Raw genomic sequence first — 20153 nt, 5'->3', positions numbered from 1 at the left:
TGTTTTATGCTATGCACACGTGAAAAATTTTCGCAAGTTACATCGATTCATCCAAACCTGAATTCGGCCTCTTGGACGCGGCATGGCCATCGCGATATTGCCCAGGCGTCATGCCTTCCTGCTTCCGGAATGACCGGATGAAGTTCTGAGAATTGTTATACCTGAGCTTGGCGGCGATATCTTTAACCGGCATATCCGTTTCTTCAAGCCATTTCTTGGCCATTTTGAACCGGTACATCGTCAAATATTCGCTGAAATTGTATTGCGTCTCCTTGCGGAAAATGCTGCTGATATAGTTGGCGTTGTAATGGAGCCTGGATGCGCACTCTTCAAGAGTAAGATCCGTATCGTAATAATGCTGCACCAGATCGATGATTTTCTCGGAAATGTTATGGTATTGGGCATTTTGCCTGCTGTTGAATATTTTGATCATCGGATGGATGACTACGCTCCAGAACCAGTCCTCGATTTCAGCGACGGTGTGCAGTTCCAGCATCTCTTCAAACAAGGAACCGTTCGCATGGTAAATTTGATTCAGGCTGATTCCCGACTCCTGCATCATAATCAGCAAGTTGTTCAAGAGCCGGTTCAGCGGAACTTGATATTCCTGCGGAGTAAGCTCCAGCGTGAAGATCGATTTGAACAGCTGGCTCACGATTTCCTTCGCTTTATCGGTTTCCGCCAGCTTGATGGCGTCCATCAAGTCATTTTCCTTGTGCGTCGGGTAGTTTAAGTTCAAATAATGCTTGCCCGAGTTGATGTTCTCATATTGAATGATCACGCCTTTGCCCAGTTTGATCCGATGCTTCAGCGCTTCCAGGCTTTCCCGGTAAGCGGTCGAGATTTTGTGCACAGAATGGAAGGGCAGACTCAGGCCAATGCTGACCTGCAGCTTCAAATAGCTGTTGATTTCCTGCTGCAGCTTCTCCGTGAGCGAATACAGCGTCTGGTGGAACGAACCTTCGTCCGGGTCGGTGCTGCCGATCAAGGTGACCACTGTCTGGTCAATCATCACCGGGGCAAGCCGCTGGTCGGAAGGCACCAGCTCCTCAATCATATTGTGCGCAGCGAACAGCAGGAGGTTCAGGTCCTGCTTCTCATAAGCAGAGTCATCACAGAAATCGATCGATAAGGTGAATACGGCCATCGTTTTCCATGCTTCGACCTGGGCAAGGTAGCCGAACTGCTCCAGCTCCTCGGCAAGCTCCCTCTTTTTCAGATGCCCGTTGAACGCCTTGATCAGGAAAAAAGTACGCACCTGCTGAATATGCTGGCGGACCTCCTTCTCCAGCTGCGATTTGGACTGGAAGAGATGCTGAACATGTTCCCCGATCACTTGAAACTCGTTGGCATGTTTGGATCTGATGTCTGATTTGCGCTGTCCCATCTGGTTAAGCAGCCTCTCGATTGGCGAATACATGCGGCGTGAGCCGAGCCAGGCAATTGAGATAGATAACAGAAGCATAAATAAACAGACATATAGCGTGTACGTGCCGATTTTGCCCGATTCTTTGGTCATGCTCTCGATGGAAGTTACCGACAGGTAAACCCAGCCGTTCATTTGAGATTTCAAGTAGGTAACGGCATAATCCTTTTTATCGATAAGCGTTTTGAATTGTCCTGAAAGCGCAGAGGAGTCAGCGATCGTGGAGATTTCGTTGAATCCGCTTTCACTTACAGGTTTGCCAATCATTGAATTATCTGGATGAAGAAGAATGCGGTTATGCTCATCGACAATCATGATGCTGTCGAAAGGCTGGATCTCCGAGTTGATGAAGTCCTTCAAGCTGCAGGCAGGGATGTTAGCCATCGCTAGACCGTATTTATGCAGTTTGGAAGTTGGGAGCCTTTTGATCAGGCTAATATTGTAATCGCAGTTTGTGACATTTAAGCTTTCCTCGCTATAAAACCAGGCAGAGGGGGTCATCACCCAAGACGTATTATCCGAAGTATTGATCAAATTTGCGAGCTGCTCATAATTTTTGTACTGATCAAGGCGGTACAAGCCGGAATTTTTAATCATCCAGTTCTTGCGCTGATTAATCAGCACGACATCCTCGAGCTTTGTATCAAAGGATTGCATGTTGCGGATTTCATTCCTCAGATCGTTATACAAAATGAAATCGCTCTCATTTAGCGGGTTGTCAAGTGCCCTTTTTAATACACTGGAGTTGACGACTTGATTTAAAGTTTGATTGACTGTTGCTAATTTATGCTCTACATTTGAATTGATTTGCAGGATCAGTTCCATTTTACTTTTGTTCACATTTTTCTGAATTTCGTTGGAAGACGTCAAATATGAAAAAGAACCGATGAACAACACGGGAAGCGTACTGATCACAAAGGCGAAAAGCATCAGTTTACTCAAGAAACTAAGTGGTCTCACAGAACTCGCACCTCTGCTCGTGTAGAAGTAGTCAGTATAACCTGCATTTTGATGAATAATAACAATAATCATCTCATAACGCAATAATCATTTCCTCTAATTATGGCTATAAATTTGGAAAAATTCAAGATATAGGATTTATTGTATATTTCTTCAAGTGAAGTCAGGGAGACATATTTCACATTGTTTTTAGGGGGAACTGGAATGCCTAGAGTGTCAACGAGAAGGACAACGCTACGCCTTTTTTTTGTACCGGTTATGCTTTTTTTCACCTTGTTGATTGGGTGCAGCAATGTTCGTCCGGTTCAAACGGATGTCCGGGATCAACGTCCCTATATATCGATTTTAGCACCTTTGCATTTTCCGCAGCAGCCCTCCCAAGAGGTCATAGCCGAGCTGGAGGGACTGACGGGAGCGGAGCTTGATATACGCTGGGTTCCTGAAGGGGTATATACCGATAAAATGAATACGGCGCTCACGACCAACTCGCTGGCCAAGGTAACCTTCGTAAAGTTTACCGACTACAGCCTGGTTAAAAATGCCATCAAATCGGGGGAGTTTTGGGAGATCGAGCCTTACCTTGACCAGTTTCCCAACTTAAGCCAACTGAATCCCTCCATTCTGCAGCAGACGGCTGTAGAGGGGAAAATATACGGTCTGTACACGGAACGCCCGTCCTCAAGGCAAGGGATCATTATCCGCAAGGATTGGCTGGAGAATCTTCATCTGAAGGAGCCTCAATCCTTAGATGAGCTGTACGAAGTCCTAAAGCAATTTACGTATAATGACCCTGATCAGAACGGGAAGCAGGACACGATCGGCCTAGTTGACCGGAACGACCTGGTATACGGCGTATTTAAGACGCTGAGCTCTTATTTTGGTACCCCAAACAATTGGGAGCTGGCGGGCGGCGAGTTCATCCCTGAGTTTGAGACAGAAGAGTACATGGACACGATGAATTTCATGAAGAAGCTGTATGACGAGAGATTGATTAACCAGGACTTTGCCCTTACCAGCAAAGAGCTGCAGCGAGACAGCTTCATCCGCGGTTATGCAGGCGTTTACATCGGCAGCATGACGGACGCCCAGCGCCTCTCCATCGAAGCTCATGCCGTAAACCCCAAGGTCGAGCTGGCATTGATCAACCGGATCAAGGGGCCGAAAGGGTACAGGGTCTGGTCCATTCCTAATTATAACGGACTGTATCTCTTCTCCAAAAAAGCGATCGCCACGGAAGAAGAACTGAAGCAGGTGCTCGCCTTTTTCGACCGGACCATGGATAAAGATGTTGCCAACCTGATGATGTATGGAGTGGAGGGACGCCATTACGAAATCGTGGACGGGAAAGTCATTCTTCCCGAGGAGACCTCCAGGCTGCGCGTGGACGAGGTCAACCCGCTCTACTCGTTAATGATTGCCAATGTCAGCAACCAGAACATTCTGGAGGTAGCGCAGAAGGAAGAACTGACCGCACTCGCGGAACGCCTCAGCGAAGATAATGAATCTTTCCTGGTAGCCGATCCAACTGTTCACTTAAGCTCTGACACATATGATGAGAAGAATGCCGAGCTTTCGCAGATCATTACCGACGCAACCTACAATTATATTTTGGGCAAAATAACGGCGGAGGGGTTCAAGCAAGAAACTTTGAAATGGCGGCAAAACGGCGGCGACCTGATTATCCAGGAGTACCGCGAAGCCTTGGAGCGCGAACAAATAAGAGAACATGAATAGGGCCGGCAAGCGACCACTGCGTCATTAACGCAGTGGTTTTTTTATGTGGAATTTCTCTCTTATGACGTCGATAATCATTTGTTCAGATTCCTTGATATACCGGCGTTTATGAACAAATGATTGTATTCGTAACTGCGGTTAAGCTGTACTGTTGAACATGTAAACACAATAAGTCAAATGGAGGTCAAAATGGTTATGAAGAAAAAATCCTTCTCCATCATGTTAGCGGTACTGCTGACACTAAGCGTAATGCTGACAGCCTGTGGCGGCAACGACAAAGCAGCTCCGACAGCACCGGCAACAGGGGGCGATACGTCGAAAGGCGCCGAATCGGATGCACCGACGGAAATCAAGATTATGCTTCCACTTAATACTTCAGAGACACCGCCAGACACCATTAAAAATGAATTAGAAAAATTGACGAACACGAAATTAACGTATCAATTTTTCCCGGCAGACACTTATGAAGAGAAACTGAACTCTTCCTTTGCAACGGGTTCCCTGCCGCAAGTGACTTATTTGAAAAACCAAACAACCTTCATTCAAATGAAGGATGCGATTAAAGACGGACAATTCTGGGAGATCGGGCCTTACCTCAGCGAGTTTCCTAATCTGAGCAAGCTGAAGCCGGAAATTCTCAATAATACGAAGGTCGAAGGTAAGCTGTACTCTCTGTACATCGGCAGACCGCTGGCCCGTCAAGGCATTATCTATCGTAAAGACTGGGCGGACAAATTGAATCTGGCTGCTCCGGCTAATGTCGATGAATTGTTCGAAATGGCGAAAGCGTTTACAGAACAAGATCCGGATGGCAACAATGTTAAGGATACGATCGGAGTCGTTGACCGGAACGAATTGATCTATGGCGCGTTCAAAACCGTATCCTCCTGGTTCGGAACACCGAACGGCTGGGGAGAGAAAGACGGCCAGCTGCAGCCTGAATTTACATTCCCGCAATATATCGACACGATGGACTTCTTCAAGAAGCTTCGCGATGGCGGTTATATGAACCAGGACTTCGCGGCAACAAGTAAAACGGATGCCGTTAAAATGTTCACCAGCGGTAAAGCGGGCCTTTATATCGGCGGTTCCATGCAGGATATCGACTCCTTGCACAAAGACCTCATCAAAAACGTTCCGGAAGCTGTCGTGGATACGCACAGTATGGTGGCCGGGCCGGACGGAAAGTTTGCCCAATGGATGATCCCTGGGTATAACAACGTAGTTCTGTTCCCGAAAAGCGCAATCAAAGATGAGGCTGAATTGAAGAAAATCCTTGCCTTCTTCGACAAAATGATGACACCGGAAATTGCCAACCTGATGTTCTGGGGCATTGAAGGCGTTCACTATACCGTTGAAGACGGCAAAGCCAAGCCAACGGACGATAAGGAATTGATCGAAAGAGAAGTCAAAGGCTACAAGGACAGCCTCATCGGCGAATCCGAGACGAACGGCATGTACGAAGCTTATAACACGCTGCCAGGCAGAATTCATGCTGAAGAGCTTCTCTTGGAGAACGTGAAGGTAGGCGTTCCAGACCCAACGGCACCGCTTGATTCCGCTACGTATACGGAGAAAGGCGTCGAACTGCAGCAGATCATTACGGACGCAACCTACAAATATATGTACGGCCAAATCGATAAAGCCGGTTTTGAGAAAGAAGTTGAGAACTGGAAGAAGCGGGGCGGGGATAAAATCATCGAAGAGTACAACGCTGCATACAAGAAATAAGAATTTGGCCAAGGCCAGTTAGGCTAGCTATAAATGGAAGTAGAAAAGGTTGTTGATACACTCAACAGCCTCTTCTATTCCTAAGAGCTGCGCAGCCTTGCACCAATATGAAACAGAAAGGAAGAAGAACATGCAGGAAGTCACCGCACAGGCAAGTACAGCTCAACCGGTACCTGAGGCTTCGAGGAGCAAAAATGAAGTTAGAAAACGAATATGGAGAAATCGATGGCTCTATGTCATGATTGCGCCGGGCTTGCTGTACTTTATCATTTTCAAATACCTGCCCATGTACGGACTTATCATTTCATTCCAGGATTATAAGCCCTACAACGGCATCATGGGAAGCAACTGGGTAGGCATGAAGCATTTCAACAGGCTGTTCAGCGAACCGGATTTTCTAAACATTTTGAAGAATACCATTGTTCTATTCGGATTGAATATTTTTATATACTTTCCAATACCAATCATCCTTGCATTAATGTTGAATGAGCTCAGAGGGAACTTCTTCAAACGAATTTTCCAGTCGCTCCTCTATATCCCCCATTTTATGTCGTGGGTTATCGTCGTTTCCATTTCATTTGTCATGGTCACGATGGACGGAGGGATTATCAATGATTTGCTTGTCTTTTTTGGATTTGAAAAAATCAACTTTCTGCTAAACCCGAGCTGGTTTAGACCGATGTACATCATCCAGGTGATCTGGAGAGAAGCAGGCTGGGGAACGATCATTTACCTGGCTTCGATCGCGGCAATCGACCCAGGGCTGTATGAAGCGGCTCGCATGGACGGTGCCGGACGACTGAGACAAATTTGGCACATTACGATCCCGGCTATTCGGGGCGTTATTATTACTCTCTTTATTTTGAAAATTGGTTCCGTTCTCGATTTGGGATTCGAACACGTCTACTTGCTGCTCAATTCCATGAACAGAGAAGTTGCGGAGATTATCGATACGTATGTTTACACTGCAGGTTTAAGACAAGGTCAGTTCAGCTACAGTACGGCGATCGGCTTCTTTAAATCCGTCATCGGCCTCATTCTGGTCATGACTGTAAACAAAATCTCTAAGAAAATGGGAGAAGAAGGCGTCTATTGATATGCTACGGGAGGAATTGAAATGGTAGAAGATAGATCTTTCACCGGCAGGCTGTTTGCTGCCCTTAACTTTACGCTATTAGCGATCATCGCTTTGATTACGGTGCTTCCTTTTATTCACGTTGTAGCAGGATCATTTACCACGAGCGCGGAATTGGCGGCCAGTAAATTCGTGCTGATTCCCAAGGTTTGGAGTTTCGAGGCGTATAAATTTATATTTTCCACGAATACGATTTTTAAGGCGATGGGCGTATCCATCGGAGTGACGCTGGTTGGAACCCTGGTCAGTATGTTTCTGACGTCTTTAATGGCTTATGGGCTAGCGCGCCGGGACTTGGACGGGCGCAAGGTCGTGAACTTCATGGTCGTATTTACAATGTTATTCCATGGCGGATTGATTCCTACGTTCCTGGTCGTTAAAGAACTGGGCATGATCGATACGTATGCTGCATTGATTATTCCGTCGGCAATCAGTGCATTTAACATGATTATTCTCAAAAACTTTTTTCAGAATATACCGGAAGGGCTTGAGGAATCAGCCAAAATTGACGGCTGTAACGATTTCGGCATTCTGTTCAAAATTGTACTGCCTTTATCCATGCCGGCGATGGCGACGATTTCATTGTTCTACGCGGTTACTTATTGGAACACCTACTTAACGGCGATTCTGTACCTGGATGACAGCGCAAAATGGCCGATTCAGGTCCTGCTCAGACAAATTGTCGTCCTGGCCAGCGGCCTGGATCATAGCGCTACGCTGGACGGCGTCGTGCCGCCGCCAGACCAGACGATTAAAATGGCGGTTATCGTCGTGGCCACTTTGCCGATTCTGATGGTGTATCCGTTCCTGCAAAAGCATTTTGCCAAAGGAGCATTGCTGGGTTCGATGAAAGGATAATTCATGTTATCTTGCCGTTTCAGCTTAGAGCAAAAGGATATTGTTAACATGGAGGGAGCTTAGAAATGACTGTAAATGTATCGGCTGCGCCGCTGGATTGGGCCAAAAAAGCATGTGATTCCTTAATGGACACCTATAAGGCGGGGGAACTTCCCCCAGCTCACCGCTGGCATTACCATCAAGGTGTATTCCTGTGCGGCATGGAGCTGCTGTGGGAAACGGTTCGGGAAGATCGTTACGTCGATTACATTCAGGAATATGTAGACGATCTTGTGGATGAGTACGGCAATTTGTACTTTCAGCGGGATGAGCTGGATGCCATGCAGGCAGGGCTGCTGCTGTTCAATCTTCACGAAAGAACGGGACAGGAGAAATACCGGATCGCGGCGGAGAAGCTGAGGAATTTGCTGTTGACCATCAACCAGACCTCGGAGGGCGGCTTCTGGCACAAGGATAAATATCCTTACCAAATGTGGCTGGACGGACTGTACATGGCCGGCGTATTCTCCTTGAAGTATGCCAACGCCTATGGCGAGACTGGTCTGCGGGATACGGTGCTTCATCAAGAGAGATTAATGCGCAAGCATATGAAGGATGAGGCGACCGGTCTCCTGTATCATGCTTGGGACGAAAGCCGCCGCATGCCGTGGGCCGATCCGGAGACAGGATGCTCTCCTGAATTTTGGAGCCGGTCGCTGGGATGGTACGGTCTTGCCCTGGCCCAGTTTATGGATCTGCTGCCGGCAGACCATCCGGGGCGTGCAGAGCTGATTCCTGTGTTAGGTGATTTCGTAGAAGCGCTGATTCGCTATCAAGATGAAGAAAGCGGGTTATGGTATCAGGTCGTCGATAAGGGCCATATGTCTGATAACTGGCTTGAAACTTCGGGTTCGTGTTTATTCGTGTATGCGATTGCGAAGGCCGTTAAGCTGGGAATTTCCGGGGAGAAAGCTCTGGCTGCAGCCCAAAAAGGTTACAAGGGCTTGATCAGCGTGCTGCAGCAGGATGAACAGGGAAGATTGATTTTACCGGATATTTGCATTGGCACCTCTGCCGGGGATTACGAAAATTACGTCACCCGTCCAAAAGTAAATAACGATTTGCACGGGGTAGGCGCCCTGGTTATGGCCTGTGTTGAGATGCAGTCCTTAATTAACGATTAATGGCAACGATCTTCATTGCAGCAGGACTTGATTCTCTGGAAACGCAGGGTATCAGGTCCTTATGTATCTAAGACGATAGCATAATAATGGGAGCGAGAGCAGATGCATGTATATAACATTGTAGATTACGGGGCGCAGCGGGATAGCGGGATACTCGCGACAGAGGCCATTGCCAAAGCGGTTGCCGCGGCCAGCGAAGCTGGAGGTGGAACGGTATATGTGCCGGCGGGCACGTTTTTGACCGGAGCTATTTTTCTGACAAGCAATATAGAATTGCGATTGAATCCAGGGGCCGTGTTATCATTTAGCACGAACCCGGATGATTTTCCGGCCGTGGAATCGCGATGGGAAGGCGTAAAGCGGCAGGTGCATGCGCCTTGCATTAACGGCTTCGATGCGCAGAATGTATCGATTACCGGAAGCGGGACGATCGAAGGGAACGGACAGCCGTGGTGGGATAAGCACCGGAACAGACCGGAGGAGCTGGAGTATCCGCGGCCAACGACAATTGGCTTCTATAACTGCCGCCGGGTAACGATCAAGGATGTGAACATCCGGAATTCCCCAAGCTGGACCGTAAATCCGATTTGCTGCTATGATGTCACCGTGGACAATGTCTCGATCTATAATCCGGCGGATTCGCCCAATACGGACGGCATTAACCCGGAGTCATGCACGAACGTGCGCATTAGCAACTGCAATATCGACGTTGGCGACGATTGCATTGCGATTAAGGCCGGAACCGAAGATACGGCGGAGCGCGTGCCATGCGAGAACATCACGATTACCAACTGCACGATGGTTCATGGTCATGGCGCCGTCGTGCTCGGAAGCGAGATGAGCGGAAATATTCGCAACGTCACGATCAGCAACTGCACGTTTAAGCAGACGGATCGGGGCATTCGGCTCAAATCCAGGCGAGGACGCGGTGGAATTGTTGAAGACATTCGCATCAGCAACATTGTCATGGAAGATGTGATCTGTCCAATCAAGCTGAACCTGTATTATTTCTGCGGACCTCGCGGCAAGGAGAAATATGTATGGGATAAACATCCTTACCCGGTCACAGAGGAAACTCCGTGCTTCCGCCGCATTCATTTCGCGAATATTACGGCCCGGAACGTTCATGCCGCAGCCGGCTTCCTGTATGGACTTGCTGAGCAATACATCTCAGAAATCACATTCAACGATATTGATATTTCCATGGCAACGGATGCGATTCCAGGTTATCCCGCGATGATGGCAGGCATCGATAAAATGCAGCGCCGCGGCTTTTATCTAGGAAACGTAAGAGATATTCGCTTTAACCGCGTTACGATCGAGAACCATGAAGGTACGGCCTTCTATATCGAGAACGGCGAAAATGTGGAGATCACGCAGTGTGAATCCAGAAACACCAGCAAGCCTGAGAAGCTGGTTGAGCAAGTTACAGTCGCACCTTCCAACGACAATATTATTGAATGAGGTGAAGCGTTATGACACGTGAGCGATTAAGAGGATTGCTGGGGGACCTGCCCGTCAATAAGCCGATTACGGCGACGGTATTGACCCAGGAGGAGTACGACGGCTACTTGCTGGAATCTTTGGTGCTCGACCTGAATGGAATCGAACAAGTACCCGCTTATGTGGCTAAACCTTTACATGGAGAAGGGCCGTTCCCGCTCGTTGTCGTCAACCATTCCCATGGCGGGGATTATGAGCGGGGCCGCAAGGAATTTATTAAGAGCAGCCACTATCTGCAGGAGCCTTCGTTTGCGAAGGTTCTTACGGGAATGGGATACGCAGCCTGCTGCATCGACATGTGGGGCTTCAATGAACGCGGCGGTAAAAAAGAGAGCGAGCTTGTCAAGGAAATGCTGTGGCGGGGCAGGGTAATGTGGGGCATGATGATTTACGACAATATGCGCATGGTCGATTACATGTGCCACCGCGAGGATATCGACGCTTCCCGCATCGCAACGATGGGAATGTCGATGGGGGCCATGATGTCATGGTGGCTCGCGGCCCTCGATGAGCGGATCAAGGTCGCGATCGACATCTGCGGGCAAGTAGATGCGGAGACGCTGATTGCCAAGCGGGGCCTGGATCATCATGGGTTCTATTCGTACGTGCCGGGCCTGCTGAAGCATTTCAAGACTCTAGATATTCAGAAGCTTATCGTGCCGCGGGCCCGTATGAGCATGGTCGGGCGCAACGACCGGATGACTCCGATTGAGGGCGTTGAGTATCTAGCCGACGGACTGTATGAGGCCTATCAGGCCGCAGGCAAAGCCAAGCATTGGCAGCCGTTCATTTCCAGCGCCGGGCATATGGAGACGCTGGAAATGCGGGTAGCCTGGCAGAAATTTTTAGCGGAGCATTTGTAGAATGGCTCCAATTTCAGGGCAAGTATCCAAACATATTATTGTAGGGAAACAATCCATCTGTCATTTCCAGAGCATCCAGGCGGCGATCGATTTCCTGGAGCTGCCGGGACAGCGAAATGCGGACACGGTTCAAACGCTGTATATCATGTCGGGTATATATGAAGAGAATGTGCTTATCTATCGTTCGCATTTACGAATCATTGGCCTTGGACATGTCGAAATCACAGGCAAAAAATATGCCCAACAGCTGGACGAACATGGCGAGCGAATCGAAACCTTCGGGACACCGACCTTGTTTCTAGGCGGCAGCGATTTAGTCCTTGAAAATATTGTGGTGTCGAATACGGCCGGACAAGGACCGGACATCGGGCAGGCGGTAGCCGTCTATGCGCATTGCGACAAGGCCGTGTTCAGGAACTGCTCCTTCAAGGGCCATCAGGATACGCTGTTTACGGGCCCGCTGCCGCCGGCACCCCGAGAAAGGGCGGAATTCGGCGGCATTCCGCTCAGGGAGCATCATGCGAACTACCGTCAGTTGTATCAGCATTGCTATATCGAGGGGACTGTGGATTTTATTTTTGGCGGAGCGGCGGCTTATTTTGAGGGCTGCGAGATTAGAAGCCTGCGCCATTTCGAGGATCAGCCGGGTTATGTCACGGCTGCCTCTACGCCGCAAGGACAGGAGTATGGCTACGTGTTTGACCGCTGTTTCCTGACCGCTGCTCCGGGCGTCAATAATGTATACCTGGGGAGACCGTGGCGGGAATTTGCCAAAACCGCATTTGTACATTGTGTGCTGGGCGAGCATATTCATCCGCACGGCTGGGATAACTGGAACGATCCAGCGAATGAGAAGACCGTCTGCTACGAGGAATATGGCGGTGATCAGGCTGGGTTGCTGCGCTTGCAGCGGGTATCGTGGGCAGGCTGCTTTGAGACGGAGCCGGAGGCGCTGAGGAAGGAGCAGGTGTTTGCCGGCACGAATTTTTGGAAGCGGGAAGGGGAGCAGAAACGATGACGACAAGTGGGCAGCTTCATCAAATTCATCATTCCCCGTCCCTGCTGTTGGCTGATTTCGATGCGAACACGAGCATGATTAGCGTGGCTGATATTTATTATGCAGCGGTACCTTATATCGAAGGCTTGTCTGGCATCCGGATATATCAGTCGGAGGATTTGATCCAGTGGGAGCATTACACCGATATATTAACGAATCATACAGCTTGGAGCAGCAGTGCGGATATAGGTGTCTGGACACCGCAGCTGAGTTATCATGACCATCAATTTTATCTGACTTATACCGATACGAGAACCGCGAAACGGCCTATGATGGAATGTCACAGCTATTTAATGGTCGCAGACCGGATCGAAGGGCCATGGTCGGAACCGATCTGCTTGAATCGCGGATTCGATTCTGCGCTGTCCCGTTTCGGTCAAGACAAGCTTGTCTCGGCATCGGCGCAATAGAAGAAAGCGTGGACTTATTGGTCCACGCTTTTGATTTATTATGAAATGGCTTTTACCGTAAATTTGAAAGTATAGGTCCGGTTCGACGGGAGGGTAAACTCTTCATGCGTCGGTGCTCCCCAGCTGTCGTCGCCCCCAACACCCATCTGCTTGTAATTGACTCGCAGCACCGTATGCTGGCTTGGCGGCAGCTTATGTGGATGATCATGTGCCTCAAGCTCCTGAGGCTTCCACGGCAGAGCGCACACCTCCATCAACGGGGAAGCCTCGATGCGCAGTCCCGGGCCATTCGCTCCATGCGTCAGGCAGGCGTAGCGGACATCGGTTTTGTTGCCGCACTCCTGTGGCCGAAGGTATGGCACGAACTGGTCGTGGACAGTTCCGCTGTAAAGGCCAACCCGTGCCCCGGTTTTGCGGTCCCAGTAGTTATCGTGCGGGCCGCGTCCGTACCAGGTGATCGTATCCAATTGGCCGTGCAATATGAACATCATACCGATTTCAGGGATTTCCGGCAGGCCGCTGCCAGGCACTAGCTCTTCGCAAACCTCCATCGTCCCGTCCGGGAGGATGCGGTATTCGATGGTGAGGGCAGTAAGAGGCGCAGTGTCCAGAATGTAACGGCTCGTGATGACACAGCTTTCCCCTTCATGTTTCCACGAAAGTCCTTGCAGCTGCCGGTTGTCCGGCGCATTTCTCCATACTTGGCAGCGTTCGTGCAGCTTGTTCCCTAAATCATTGTCCGTCACTGCGCGCCAGAAATTCGGCTGAACCGGCTCCGCCAGCTGCTCCTTGCCGAATAAGGCATAGGAGACGAGTTCTCCCGTGCTCTGGCTGAATCTCAGGACAACATCTTTGGCGGAAACCAATAGCTCGTCATCAAGCGCCTCGACCGTCAATGCCGCGGTGTCATCAAGAACGGGAGACTCGCTTCTGAAGTAAGGCACGAGCGTAAATTGCTCCCAAGCCACCTCATGTCCGGCTTCCGCCCATTTCGTCTTGTGCCGCGTTGCAAGGGAGACGGTCAGAATGGCTTCCTGCCCGCGGATATCTATCGGATGATAAGGAATGACGATCTCCGTGCTTTCTCCCGGCGGAAGACGGAGTTCAACGGTCCCGTTTGACGCTGGGACGCCATCCAACTGTACTTCCCAATTCAGCGCATATTCGCGAAGATCTGTAAACAAGTACTGATTCTGTACCCGGATCCGCCCTTGCTGCAGGTTCACGCTTTCGAACTTGACGCTCTGATAGCATTTTTTCACCTCGTCCAGCTTTGGCGTCACGGTTCGGTCGGCGAAGATCAGCCCGTTGCCGCAGAAATTTCCGTCATGCGGCGATTCCCCGAAATCTCCGCCGTAGGCCATATATTCGGTACCTTCCGCCGTTTTTGCACGGATTGCCTGATCCACCCAATCCCAAATAAATGCGCCTTGCAGAATGTCATAGCGGTCGAACAGCTCGGTATACAGATGGAGCCCGCCGCAGGAGTTTCCCATAGCATGGCTGTATTCGCAAAGAATATATGGCTTTTGGGGATTGTTATTCGCGTACTGCTCTACTTCTCTCGGCTTGATGTACATCGTAGACTCGATATCGGAGGCCTCCTCGGAAGCCCGGTAATGGAAAATCCCTTCGTAATGCACGAGTCTTGTAGGATCAGCTTGCTTCAGGAAATCATGCATGGCGATAAAATTGTCGCCGCCAAAGGATTCGTTGCCCAGCGACCAGATGACGATAGACGGATGGTTCTTGTCCCGCTGGAACATGGAGTTGCAGCGATCCAGCACATTGGCGCGCCATTCCGGTCTGCTGGCGGGAACGTTGCGGTCGTTGAGCTCCTTTTGCCCATATTCCCATGAACCGTGCGTTTCCAAGTTAGTTTCGTCAATGACGTACAGTCCGTATTCGTCGCATAATTCGTACCACAACGACTGGTTCGGATAATGGGACGTTCTGACGGCATTGATGTTGTAAGCTTTCATCAGTTCAATGTCCCGGATCATTTCATCTTTCGTGATCGCTCTTCCTTTGTCGCAGGAAAATTCATGGCGGTTGACGCCCTTGAACACGATCCGCTTGCCGTTGATTTTCATTAATCCGTCCTTTAGCTCAAACGTACGGAAGCCGACTTTGCAGCTCACAGTCTCCAGCAATCGTCCGGCATCGTCCTTCACGGAAAGAACCAGCGTATAAAGATGCGGCGTTTCGGCGCTCCACTTGAACGGATTCCGAACAGGGGCAGACAATGCCAGCCGCTGTTCGCTTCCATCTTGAAAAGAAGCGGTGGTTATGCAAGGGACATCCCATACAGGCTTCTGCTCGGCATCGTATAATTGCATTTCCAGCGAGCATTTGCTTTTTGCCTCGAAATAGTCCGTAAGCTTGGCGTCCAGCTGCAGCCGGGCATCCGCATAATGTTCATCCAGCTCGGCCCTTACGAAGAAGTCGGAAACATGCAGCGCCGGAGCTGAATACAGATAGACATCGCGAAAAATGCCACTTAGCCGCCAAAAATCCTGGTCCTCCAGCCAACTGGCATCGCACCAGCGATATACCTCTACGGCCAGCTTGTTCTCCCCAGCGGCAAGATAGGGGGTGATATCGAACTCGGCGGGAGTAAACGTGTCCTCGCTATAGCCGACGAGTTCTCCGTTCAGCCAGACGTAGAAGGCCGACTCGACCCCTTGGAAACTAAGGAATACGGGCTGGTCTTGCCAGGCCTCCGGAACCGTAAACGTCCGGATGTACGAGCCCACCGGATTATACCGTGTCGGCGCAAAAGGCGGCTGGAGCTCTGGCTCCGATTCTGCCCACGGATAGCGAACGTTCGTGTATTGCGGATAATCGTAGCCATGGAATTGCCAGTGTGAGGGCACTGGAAGCTCCGCCCAGCTGCTGGAGTCATAGTCCAGCTTGTAAAAATCCATGCATCGCTGCTCTGGGGTCTCAGCAAAAGCAAACTTCCAGGTGCCGTTCAACGGCATGTAGTATGCCGAAGCTGTTTTGTTTCCGGCAAGCGCCTCCTCGACCGTAGAGTAAGGCATCATAGAGGCATGAGCTTCCATGCGGTTGATCTGGAATATCTCCGGGTTGTTGTTCCACTCGGGGTATCCATTGGCAGGCGGTTGATAGACGAGTTTCTGGCGCACGATAACCACTCCCTTTTTTGATCAATTGTTGATATATTCATATTATAGATTCCATAGAGTAGGATTGATATATAAGGATTTTCTTCATTTATATCACAATATGAAACGAGGCATGTACGTGGATAGCAAGATGATTTTCTGCAATCCGCAGGAGGCGCTGCTCTTGCCGCTGTATGCGACAACAATTGGCTACTGGGAGCATCAGTCCGAGACCGTAAGACCGGACGGATTTCCTGATTACCAGCTTCATCAGGTTCTGGACGGAAAAGGGGAGTTGATCATTAAAGAGCAGAGCTATATTGTCGGCCCGGGGGATGTCTTCTTCCTGTATCCCGGCGTGACGCATCAATATGCTCCGATCAGCCGGCAATGGCAGGTGGCTTGGGTGTCCTTCAATGGAAGAGATGCTGGACAAATGCTGCTTCATGCGGGAATCAGTGAATCCGGTCCGAAGAGGCTAAAGGAGGAGAAATGGTTGCATGAGCTGAAGGAGCTGCTGCTTCAGGATGAGAATGAACCGTACGCTCCTCTGGAGCATTCCAAACTGCTGTATGCTCTGCTGGTGGATTTGAAAAGAACGCTGCAGCTGCCGCTGAACCGGGATCATGACATGGAACGGATCAAGCCCGTCCTGCAGCATATCGACAGAAATCTTCATGAGGCCCTGCAGTTAAAGGATTTGGCTAAGGTGATCTCCGTTTCCCCGCAGTATCTGTGCCGATTGTTTCAGAACACGATGCAGCTTCGTCCGATAGAATATGTGAATCAGCAGCGGGTGAATCGGAGCAAGCAGCTGATGTTCAGCGGACGGGACAAGAAGGTATATGAAATAGCGCGGCAGGTTGGCTTTGATAATACGAGCTATTTTTGCTCCGTGTTTCGGCAGGTATCCGGGATGAGTCCCAAGGAGTTTATGAGTTTGCACGGACTGTGAGGCTGTGTGGATAAAGAGTCTGACTACTAGTCTATATGGACCGTGAACTGGCGTGGATTATTCATTTGTTTGGACCGTCAGCCCCGCGTGGGCTCGGAATTCAATCCTGGCACTGGTAAAAATAAGAGCAGCGAATGAAGGCTTGAATAGAATGAGTGCAATCAAACGCCAGAAACGGAGCTGCCTATAGTCATTGAAGCTATGACTATAGGCAGCTCCGCGGTTTGTTTTCTCAGAAGGTACTTCGATGGAGGTGTGGTTTACAGCGGGTCGAGGCGGAACAGCGCTGCGCCATGAGGTGCTACGTTCGCGTAGAGGCTGTCTTTGACGACGGCGGTCTCGCCCGTCCACAGCTCCTTAGCCTGAACAGAGGCCGGGGCGCCTAATGCTTGGAGCGGAAGGCTGAACTCAAGCGGATTCTCGCCGGTATTGAAGCAGGCGACATATAGACAGCCATTCGCTCCGTCAGCTCCCCATACGATGCGGTTTCCCTCCCTCTTGAGCAATCTGGCCCCTGAGCTGGATTGATGCATCTCCAGCACATCGCGATTGGTAAGCAGCGATAACGTCCATTCGTCGTTGTCCCTCAGCTCTCCGCCAAAGAAAAGCGGAGACCGGAACAAGCACCACAACGACATCATCGTTAGCTGCTCTTCGCGGGTAAAGCGGGTCCAGCGGTCGGATCCTCCGCCATCTACGGAACGAATGCCGATATGTCCCAGCGGCAGCATGTCGCAGTCGGGCCAGCAGCCTTCTGCTGATTTGCCCTGCCATCGCTCGCAGCGGTCGAACATGTCGAGCAGAAGATCCCAGCGATCCCAGAAGTCATCCGTCATTCTCCACATATTCGCATTTTGCAAAAGGAAATCTGCATACTCGACCGGAGCTGGTCCAGGTGACAGGCTCAGCACCATCGGCCGTCCGCAACGGTCGATCGCGCGGCGGATCAGCTCAATTTCAGGCAGATGCGTATCATAAAGCCGCGAAGCGGCGATGTCGTCAACCTTCACGAAATCAACGCCCCATTCGGCGTATAACTCGAACAACGAATCATAGTAGGCCTGAGCGCCTTCCTTGACGGCATCCACGCCGTACATATCCGTATTCCAGGGACAAATGGAGTTAGGATGGGCGATATCCCGCGCGGTAACGGTTGTGTTCTTGATCGGGGTACCCGCATGAACGGCCTGACGCGGTACTCCGCGCATGATGTGGATGCCGAATTTCAGGCCGAGCTGGTGAACATAGTCGGCCAGCGGCTGGAAGCCCCGGCCGTTCGCGGCCGAAGGGAAGCGGTTCTCCGCCGGCATGAGCCTTGCATATTCATCCATGACCAGCGGCACGAACGGACGATAAATGGACGAATTGGCATCAGGTTCGTACCATTGGATGTCAACAACAATCGTATCCCAGCCATACTCCTTCAGGTGCTTGGCCATATAATCGGCATTCCCGCGCACCTCAGCTTCGGTAACAGCGGCTCCATAGCAATCCCAGCTGTTCCACCCCATCGGAGGCGTAGGGGCAAATAAACGATGATCCATAATGAGTTCCTCCAGTCCAGGTTCCAAATTTATGATGAAATAGAATTGCTATCATAATTTAATCATAATGTTCTATAGCAATAGCTATCTACAATAATTTAGGAACATAAATAGCACAAAATTGCTGTCCTATCTCCTGGAGAAATCTCTAATCGAAGAAAAGCCGGTTATACTGCAGGGCATGACTGCCCGAACGGAAGGATCCGGGGGTCTGTCCCGTGAATTTCTGGAACACTTTGATATAATAGCTTCCTGATGAATAACCGACCTCGCCGGCAATCGTCTCGATGCTCCAATCGGTAGATTGCAAAAGCTCGATCGACCGCTCAATCCTTTTTCGGTTAACATAGTCGTTCGGAGTAACGCCGAGATGCTTCGTAAACGTCCGCAGGAAATGGAATTTCGATAAGCCCAGCTGCCCGGCAAGCTGATCGAGGCCGATCATGCAGCTGTAGTGCGTATCAAGGAACCGAACGGCCTCGCGGACGGCCAGCGGCCAATGCTCTTGTTCACGGTGGCGATCGGAAGCAGTTCTTCTCAGTTCGATCAAAAACTGGTACACATACGAGGAAGCGATATACGGATCCGTGATATTGCCGCTATGCGCTTCGTCGAATAGCATCTTGAGCCGTTTGATCGGCATACTGTCGGGATTCAGGTATGGCGTGGTGCCGAGGAGGGAAACGATCTCCTTCCAGAGCGGCAGCGCCGTGCGCGGACGTATCAGCAAAAAATAGAATTCCCACGCTCCCCCGTTTGCCTTAGGGTAATAATAGCGGTGGCTGCTGGGAATTTCGGCGAGAAACGCCCGCCCGGCATCTATTCTCGTGATAGTTCCGCCGCTTTGCCCTACAGCTTCTTCAACATCTCTATCTCTATCCAGTTCCCTGGCATCCCTGCGTTTAGCATCACTTTTATCCCCGGTCTCAAAAACTCCCTCTCCTTGAACGGTGTATTGGAATATAAGTAATGGGCCATCTGTCCGAGTCAGACCATCCCAATAATACTGCGGGTTGTCTACAAGCTCATGTCCTACCGCAAACAGGCCGCATAACGGAAGATGGGGAGCGTCGTTAAATCTGAAACCATAGGTTCCCCAGGCTGTTTCTGCTTCTGAGTTCATAACCTGCCTTGCCTCCTACTGGTACTTTCAATTGCTCAACCTTATGATTGTCGATAAATTATACTCTTAAATATCCATAGGATAGCATATTTTGGCGATGGAGATGGAGATGGAGATGGAGAGGGAGAGGGAGAGGGGGGAGAGGAAGCCCTTGCGAAGGATATGTGCGGAACGGATCCTAGCTCCGCTAATTGCCGCTTTTTTGCAAAATCGGCGCGCTAACGGACACAGAAGGCGCTATTTAGTGAAAATGACCATGGAGCCCACCGATTTTATCCAAATAAGGTCTGCTGTGTCCGTTAGCTCTAGAAAAAGCAGCATTTTTGCGAAATAGCGGAACCAAGGTCCGTAAGAGGTCAGCAGAAACCAAGTTACATTTCAAACGTCGGTGTCCTTACAAACTAACGAACCTATTGTCCTCTTCTAAAGTTCTTCCCTCATTTGCGCCAAATCATTGTAGTACCTAACGGACAGCATATCTGGTGCCGTTAAAGCGTGCGCTCTTCAATGCTGTCTGGCGGCCATAACGGGTTTCTGCTGAGCCGCATGGGCGCTTCTGTCGA

At 50.1% G+C, this 20153-nt stretch carries 14 protein-coding genes; 10 read left to right on the top strand and 4 right to left on the bottom strand.

The window, feature by feature from the left end; all coding sequences use genetic code 11:
• Positions 1-37: 37 nt before the first annotated feature.
• On the bottom strand, positions 38-2368 hold the full coding sequence (locus GNP95_RS04005; RefSeq protein WP_230873641.1) for a helix-turn-helix domain-containing protein: 2331 nt from the start codon (positions 2366-2368) through the stop codon (positions 38-40).
• Between the two features lie 222 nt (positions 2369-2590).
• Between GNP95_RS04005 and GNP95_RS04000 the strand changes: the two genes are divergently transcribed.
• The 9 genes from GNP95_RS04000 to GNP95_RS03960 all read left to right on the top strand — a co-directional run bounded on the left by GNP95_RS04000 (position 2591) and on the right by GNP95_RS03960 (position 12840).
• Positions 2591-4120 carry an extracellular solute-binding protein gene (locus GNP95_RS04000; RefSeq protein ID WP_155609565.1) on the top strand — a complete coding sequence of 510 codons (1530 nt, stop codon included), beginning with the start codon at positions 2591-2593 and terminating at the stop codon, positions 4118-4120.
• A gap of 195 nt (positions 4121-4315) precedes the next feature.
• Positions 4316-5851, top strand: a complete 1536-nt coding sequence (locus tag GNP95_RS03995; protein ID WP_155609564.1) for an extracellular solute-binding protein — start codon at positions 4316-4318, stop codon at positions 5849-5851.
• Between the two features lie 130 nt (positions 5852-5981).
• Positions 5982-6947 carry an ABC transporter permease gene (locus GNP95_RS03990; protein ID WP_155609563.1) on the top strand — a complete coding sequence of 322 codons (966 nt, stop codon included), beginning with the start codon at positions 5982-5984 and terminating at the stop codon, positions 6945-6947.
• 21 nt (positions 6948-6968) lie between these two features.
• Entirely contained in the window at positions 6969-7844 is an 876-nt protein-coding gene (locus tag GNP95_RS03985; RefSeq protein ID WP_155609562.1) for a carbohydrate ABC transporter permease, read from the top strand.
• 65 nt (positions 7845-7909) lie between these two features.
• A complete protein-coding gene (locus GNP95_RS03980) occupies positions 7910-9007 on the top strand; it encodes a glycoside hydrolase family 88/105 protein (protein WP_155609561.1) in 1098 nt (365 codons plus the stop codon).
• A gap of 102 nt (positions 9008-9109) precedes the next feature.
• A complete protein-coding gene (locus tag GNP95_RS03975; RefSeq protein WP_155609560.1) occupies positions 9110-10471 on the top strand; it encodes a glycoside hydrolase family 28 protein in 1362 nt (453 codons plus the stop codon).
• An 11-nt stretch (positions 10472-10482) separates the two neighbouring features.
• The gene (locus GNP95_RS03970; RefSeq protein ID WP_155609559.1) at positions 10483-11373 is read left to right on the top strand and encodes a dienelactone hydrolase family protein; all 891 of its coding nucleotides are present in this window, start codon (positions 10483-10485) and stop codon (positions 11371-11373) included.
• 34 nt (positions 11374-11407) lie between these two features.
• A complete protein-coding gene (locus GNP95_RS03965) occupies positions 11408-12391 on the top strand; it encodes a pectinesterase family protein (RefSeq protein WP_330163287.1) in 984 nt (327 codons plus the stop codon).
• Positions 12388-12840, top strand: a complete 453-nt coding sequence (locus tag GNP95_RS03960) for a family 43 glycosylhydrolase (protein WP_155609557.1) — start codon at positions 12388-12390, stop codon at positions 12838-12840. Before GNP95_RS03965 ends, GNP95_RS03960 begins: the two co-directional genes overlap by 4 nt.
• Positions 12841-12878: 38 nt before the next feature.
• On the opposite strand, the gene lacZ is transcribed toward GNP95_RS03960, so the two are convergent.
• Complete coding sequence (gene lacZ, locus GNP95_RS03955) at positions 12879-15989, bottom strand: beta-galactosidase, LacZ type (protein ID WP_330163259.1); 3111 nt, start codon at positions 15987-15989, stop codon at positions 12879-12881.
• Positions 15990-16101: 112 nt separating this feature from the next.
• Between lacZ and GNP95_RS03950 the strand changes: the two genes are divergently transcribed.
• Positions 16102-16923, top strand: a complete 822-nt coding sequence (locus tag GNP95_RS03950) for an AraC family transcriptional regulator (RefSeq protein WP_155610025.1) — start codon at positions 16102-16104, stop codon at positions 16921-16923.
• Positions 16924-17183: 260 nt separating this feature from the next.
• Here GNP95_RS03950 and GNP95_RS03945 read toward each other — a convergent pair whose 3' ends face one another.
• Together GNP95_RS03945 and GNP95_RS03940 are read right to left on the bottom strand one after the other, a co-directional pair.
• The gene (locus GNP95_RS03945) at positions 17184-18467 is read right to left on the bottom strand and encodes a glycoside hydrolase family 27 protein (protein WP_155609556.1); all 1284 of its coding nucleotides are present in this window, start codon (positions 18465-18467) and stop codon (positions 17184-17186) included.
• A gap of 148 nt (positions 18468-18615) precedes the next feature.
• On the bottom strand, positions 18616-19590 hold the full coding sequence (locus GNP95_RS03940) for a helix-turn-helix domain-containing protein (protein ID WP_155609555.1): 975 nt from the start codon (positions 19588-19590) through the stop codon (positions 18616-18618).
• Positions 19591-20153 lie beyond the last annotated feature (563 nt).

This window comes from Paenibacillus woosongensis (assembly GCF_009725165.1).
GTDB lineage: Bacteria > Bacillota > Bacilli > Paenibacillales > Paenibacillaceae > Fontibacillus > Fontibacillus woosongensis.
Note: the sequence above shows the minus strand (reverse complement) of the source record. Positions and strands in the feature narration are given on the sequence as shown.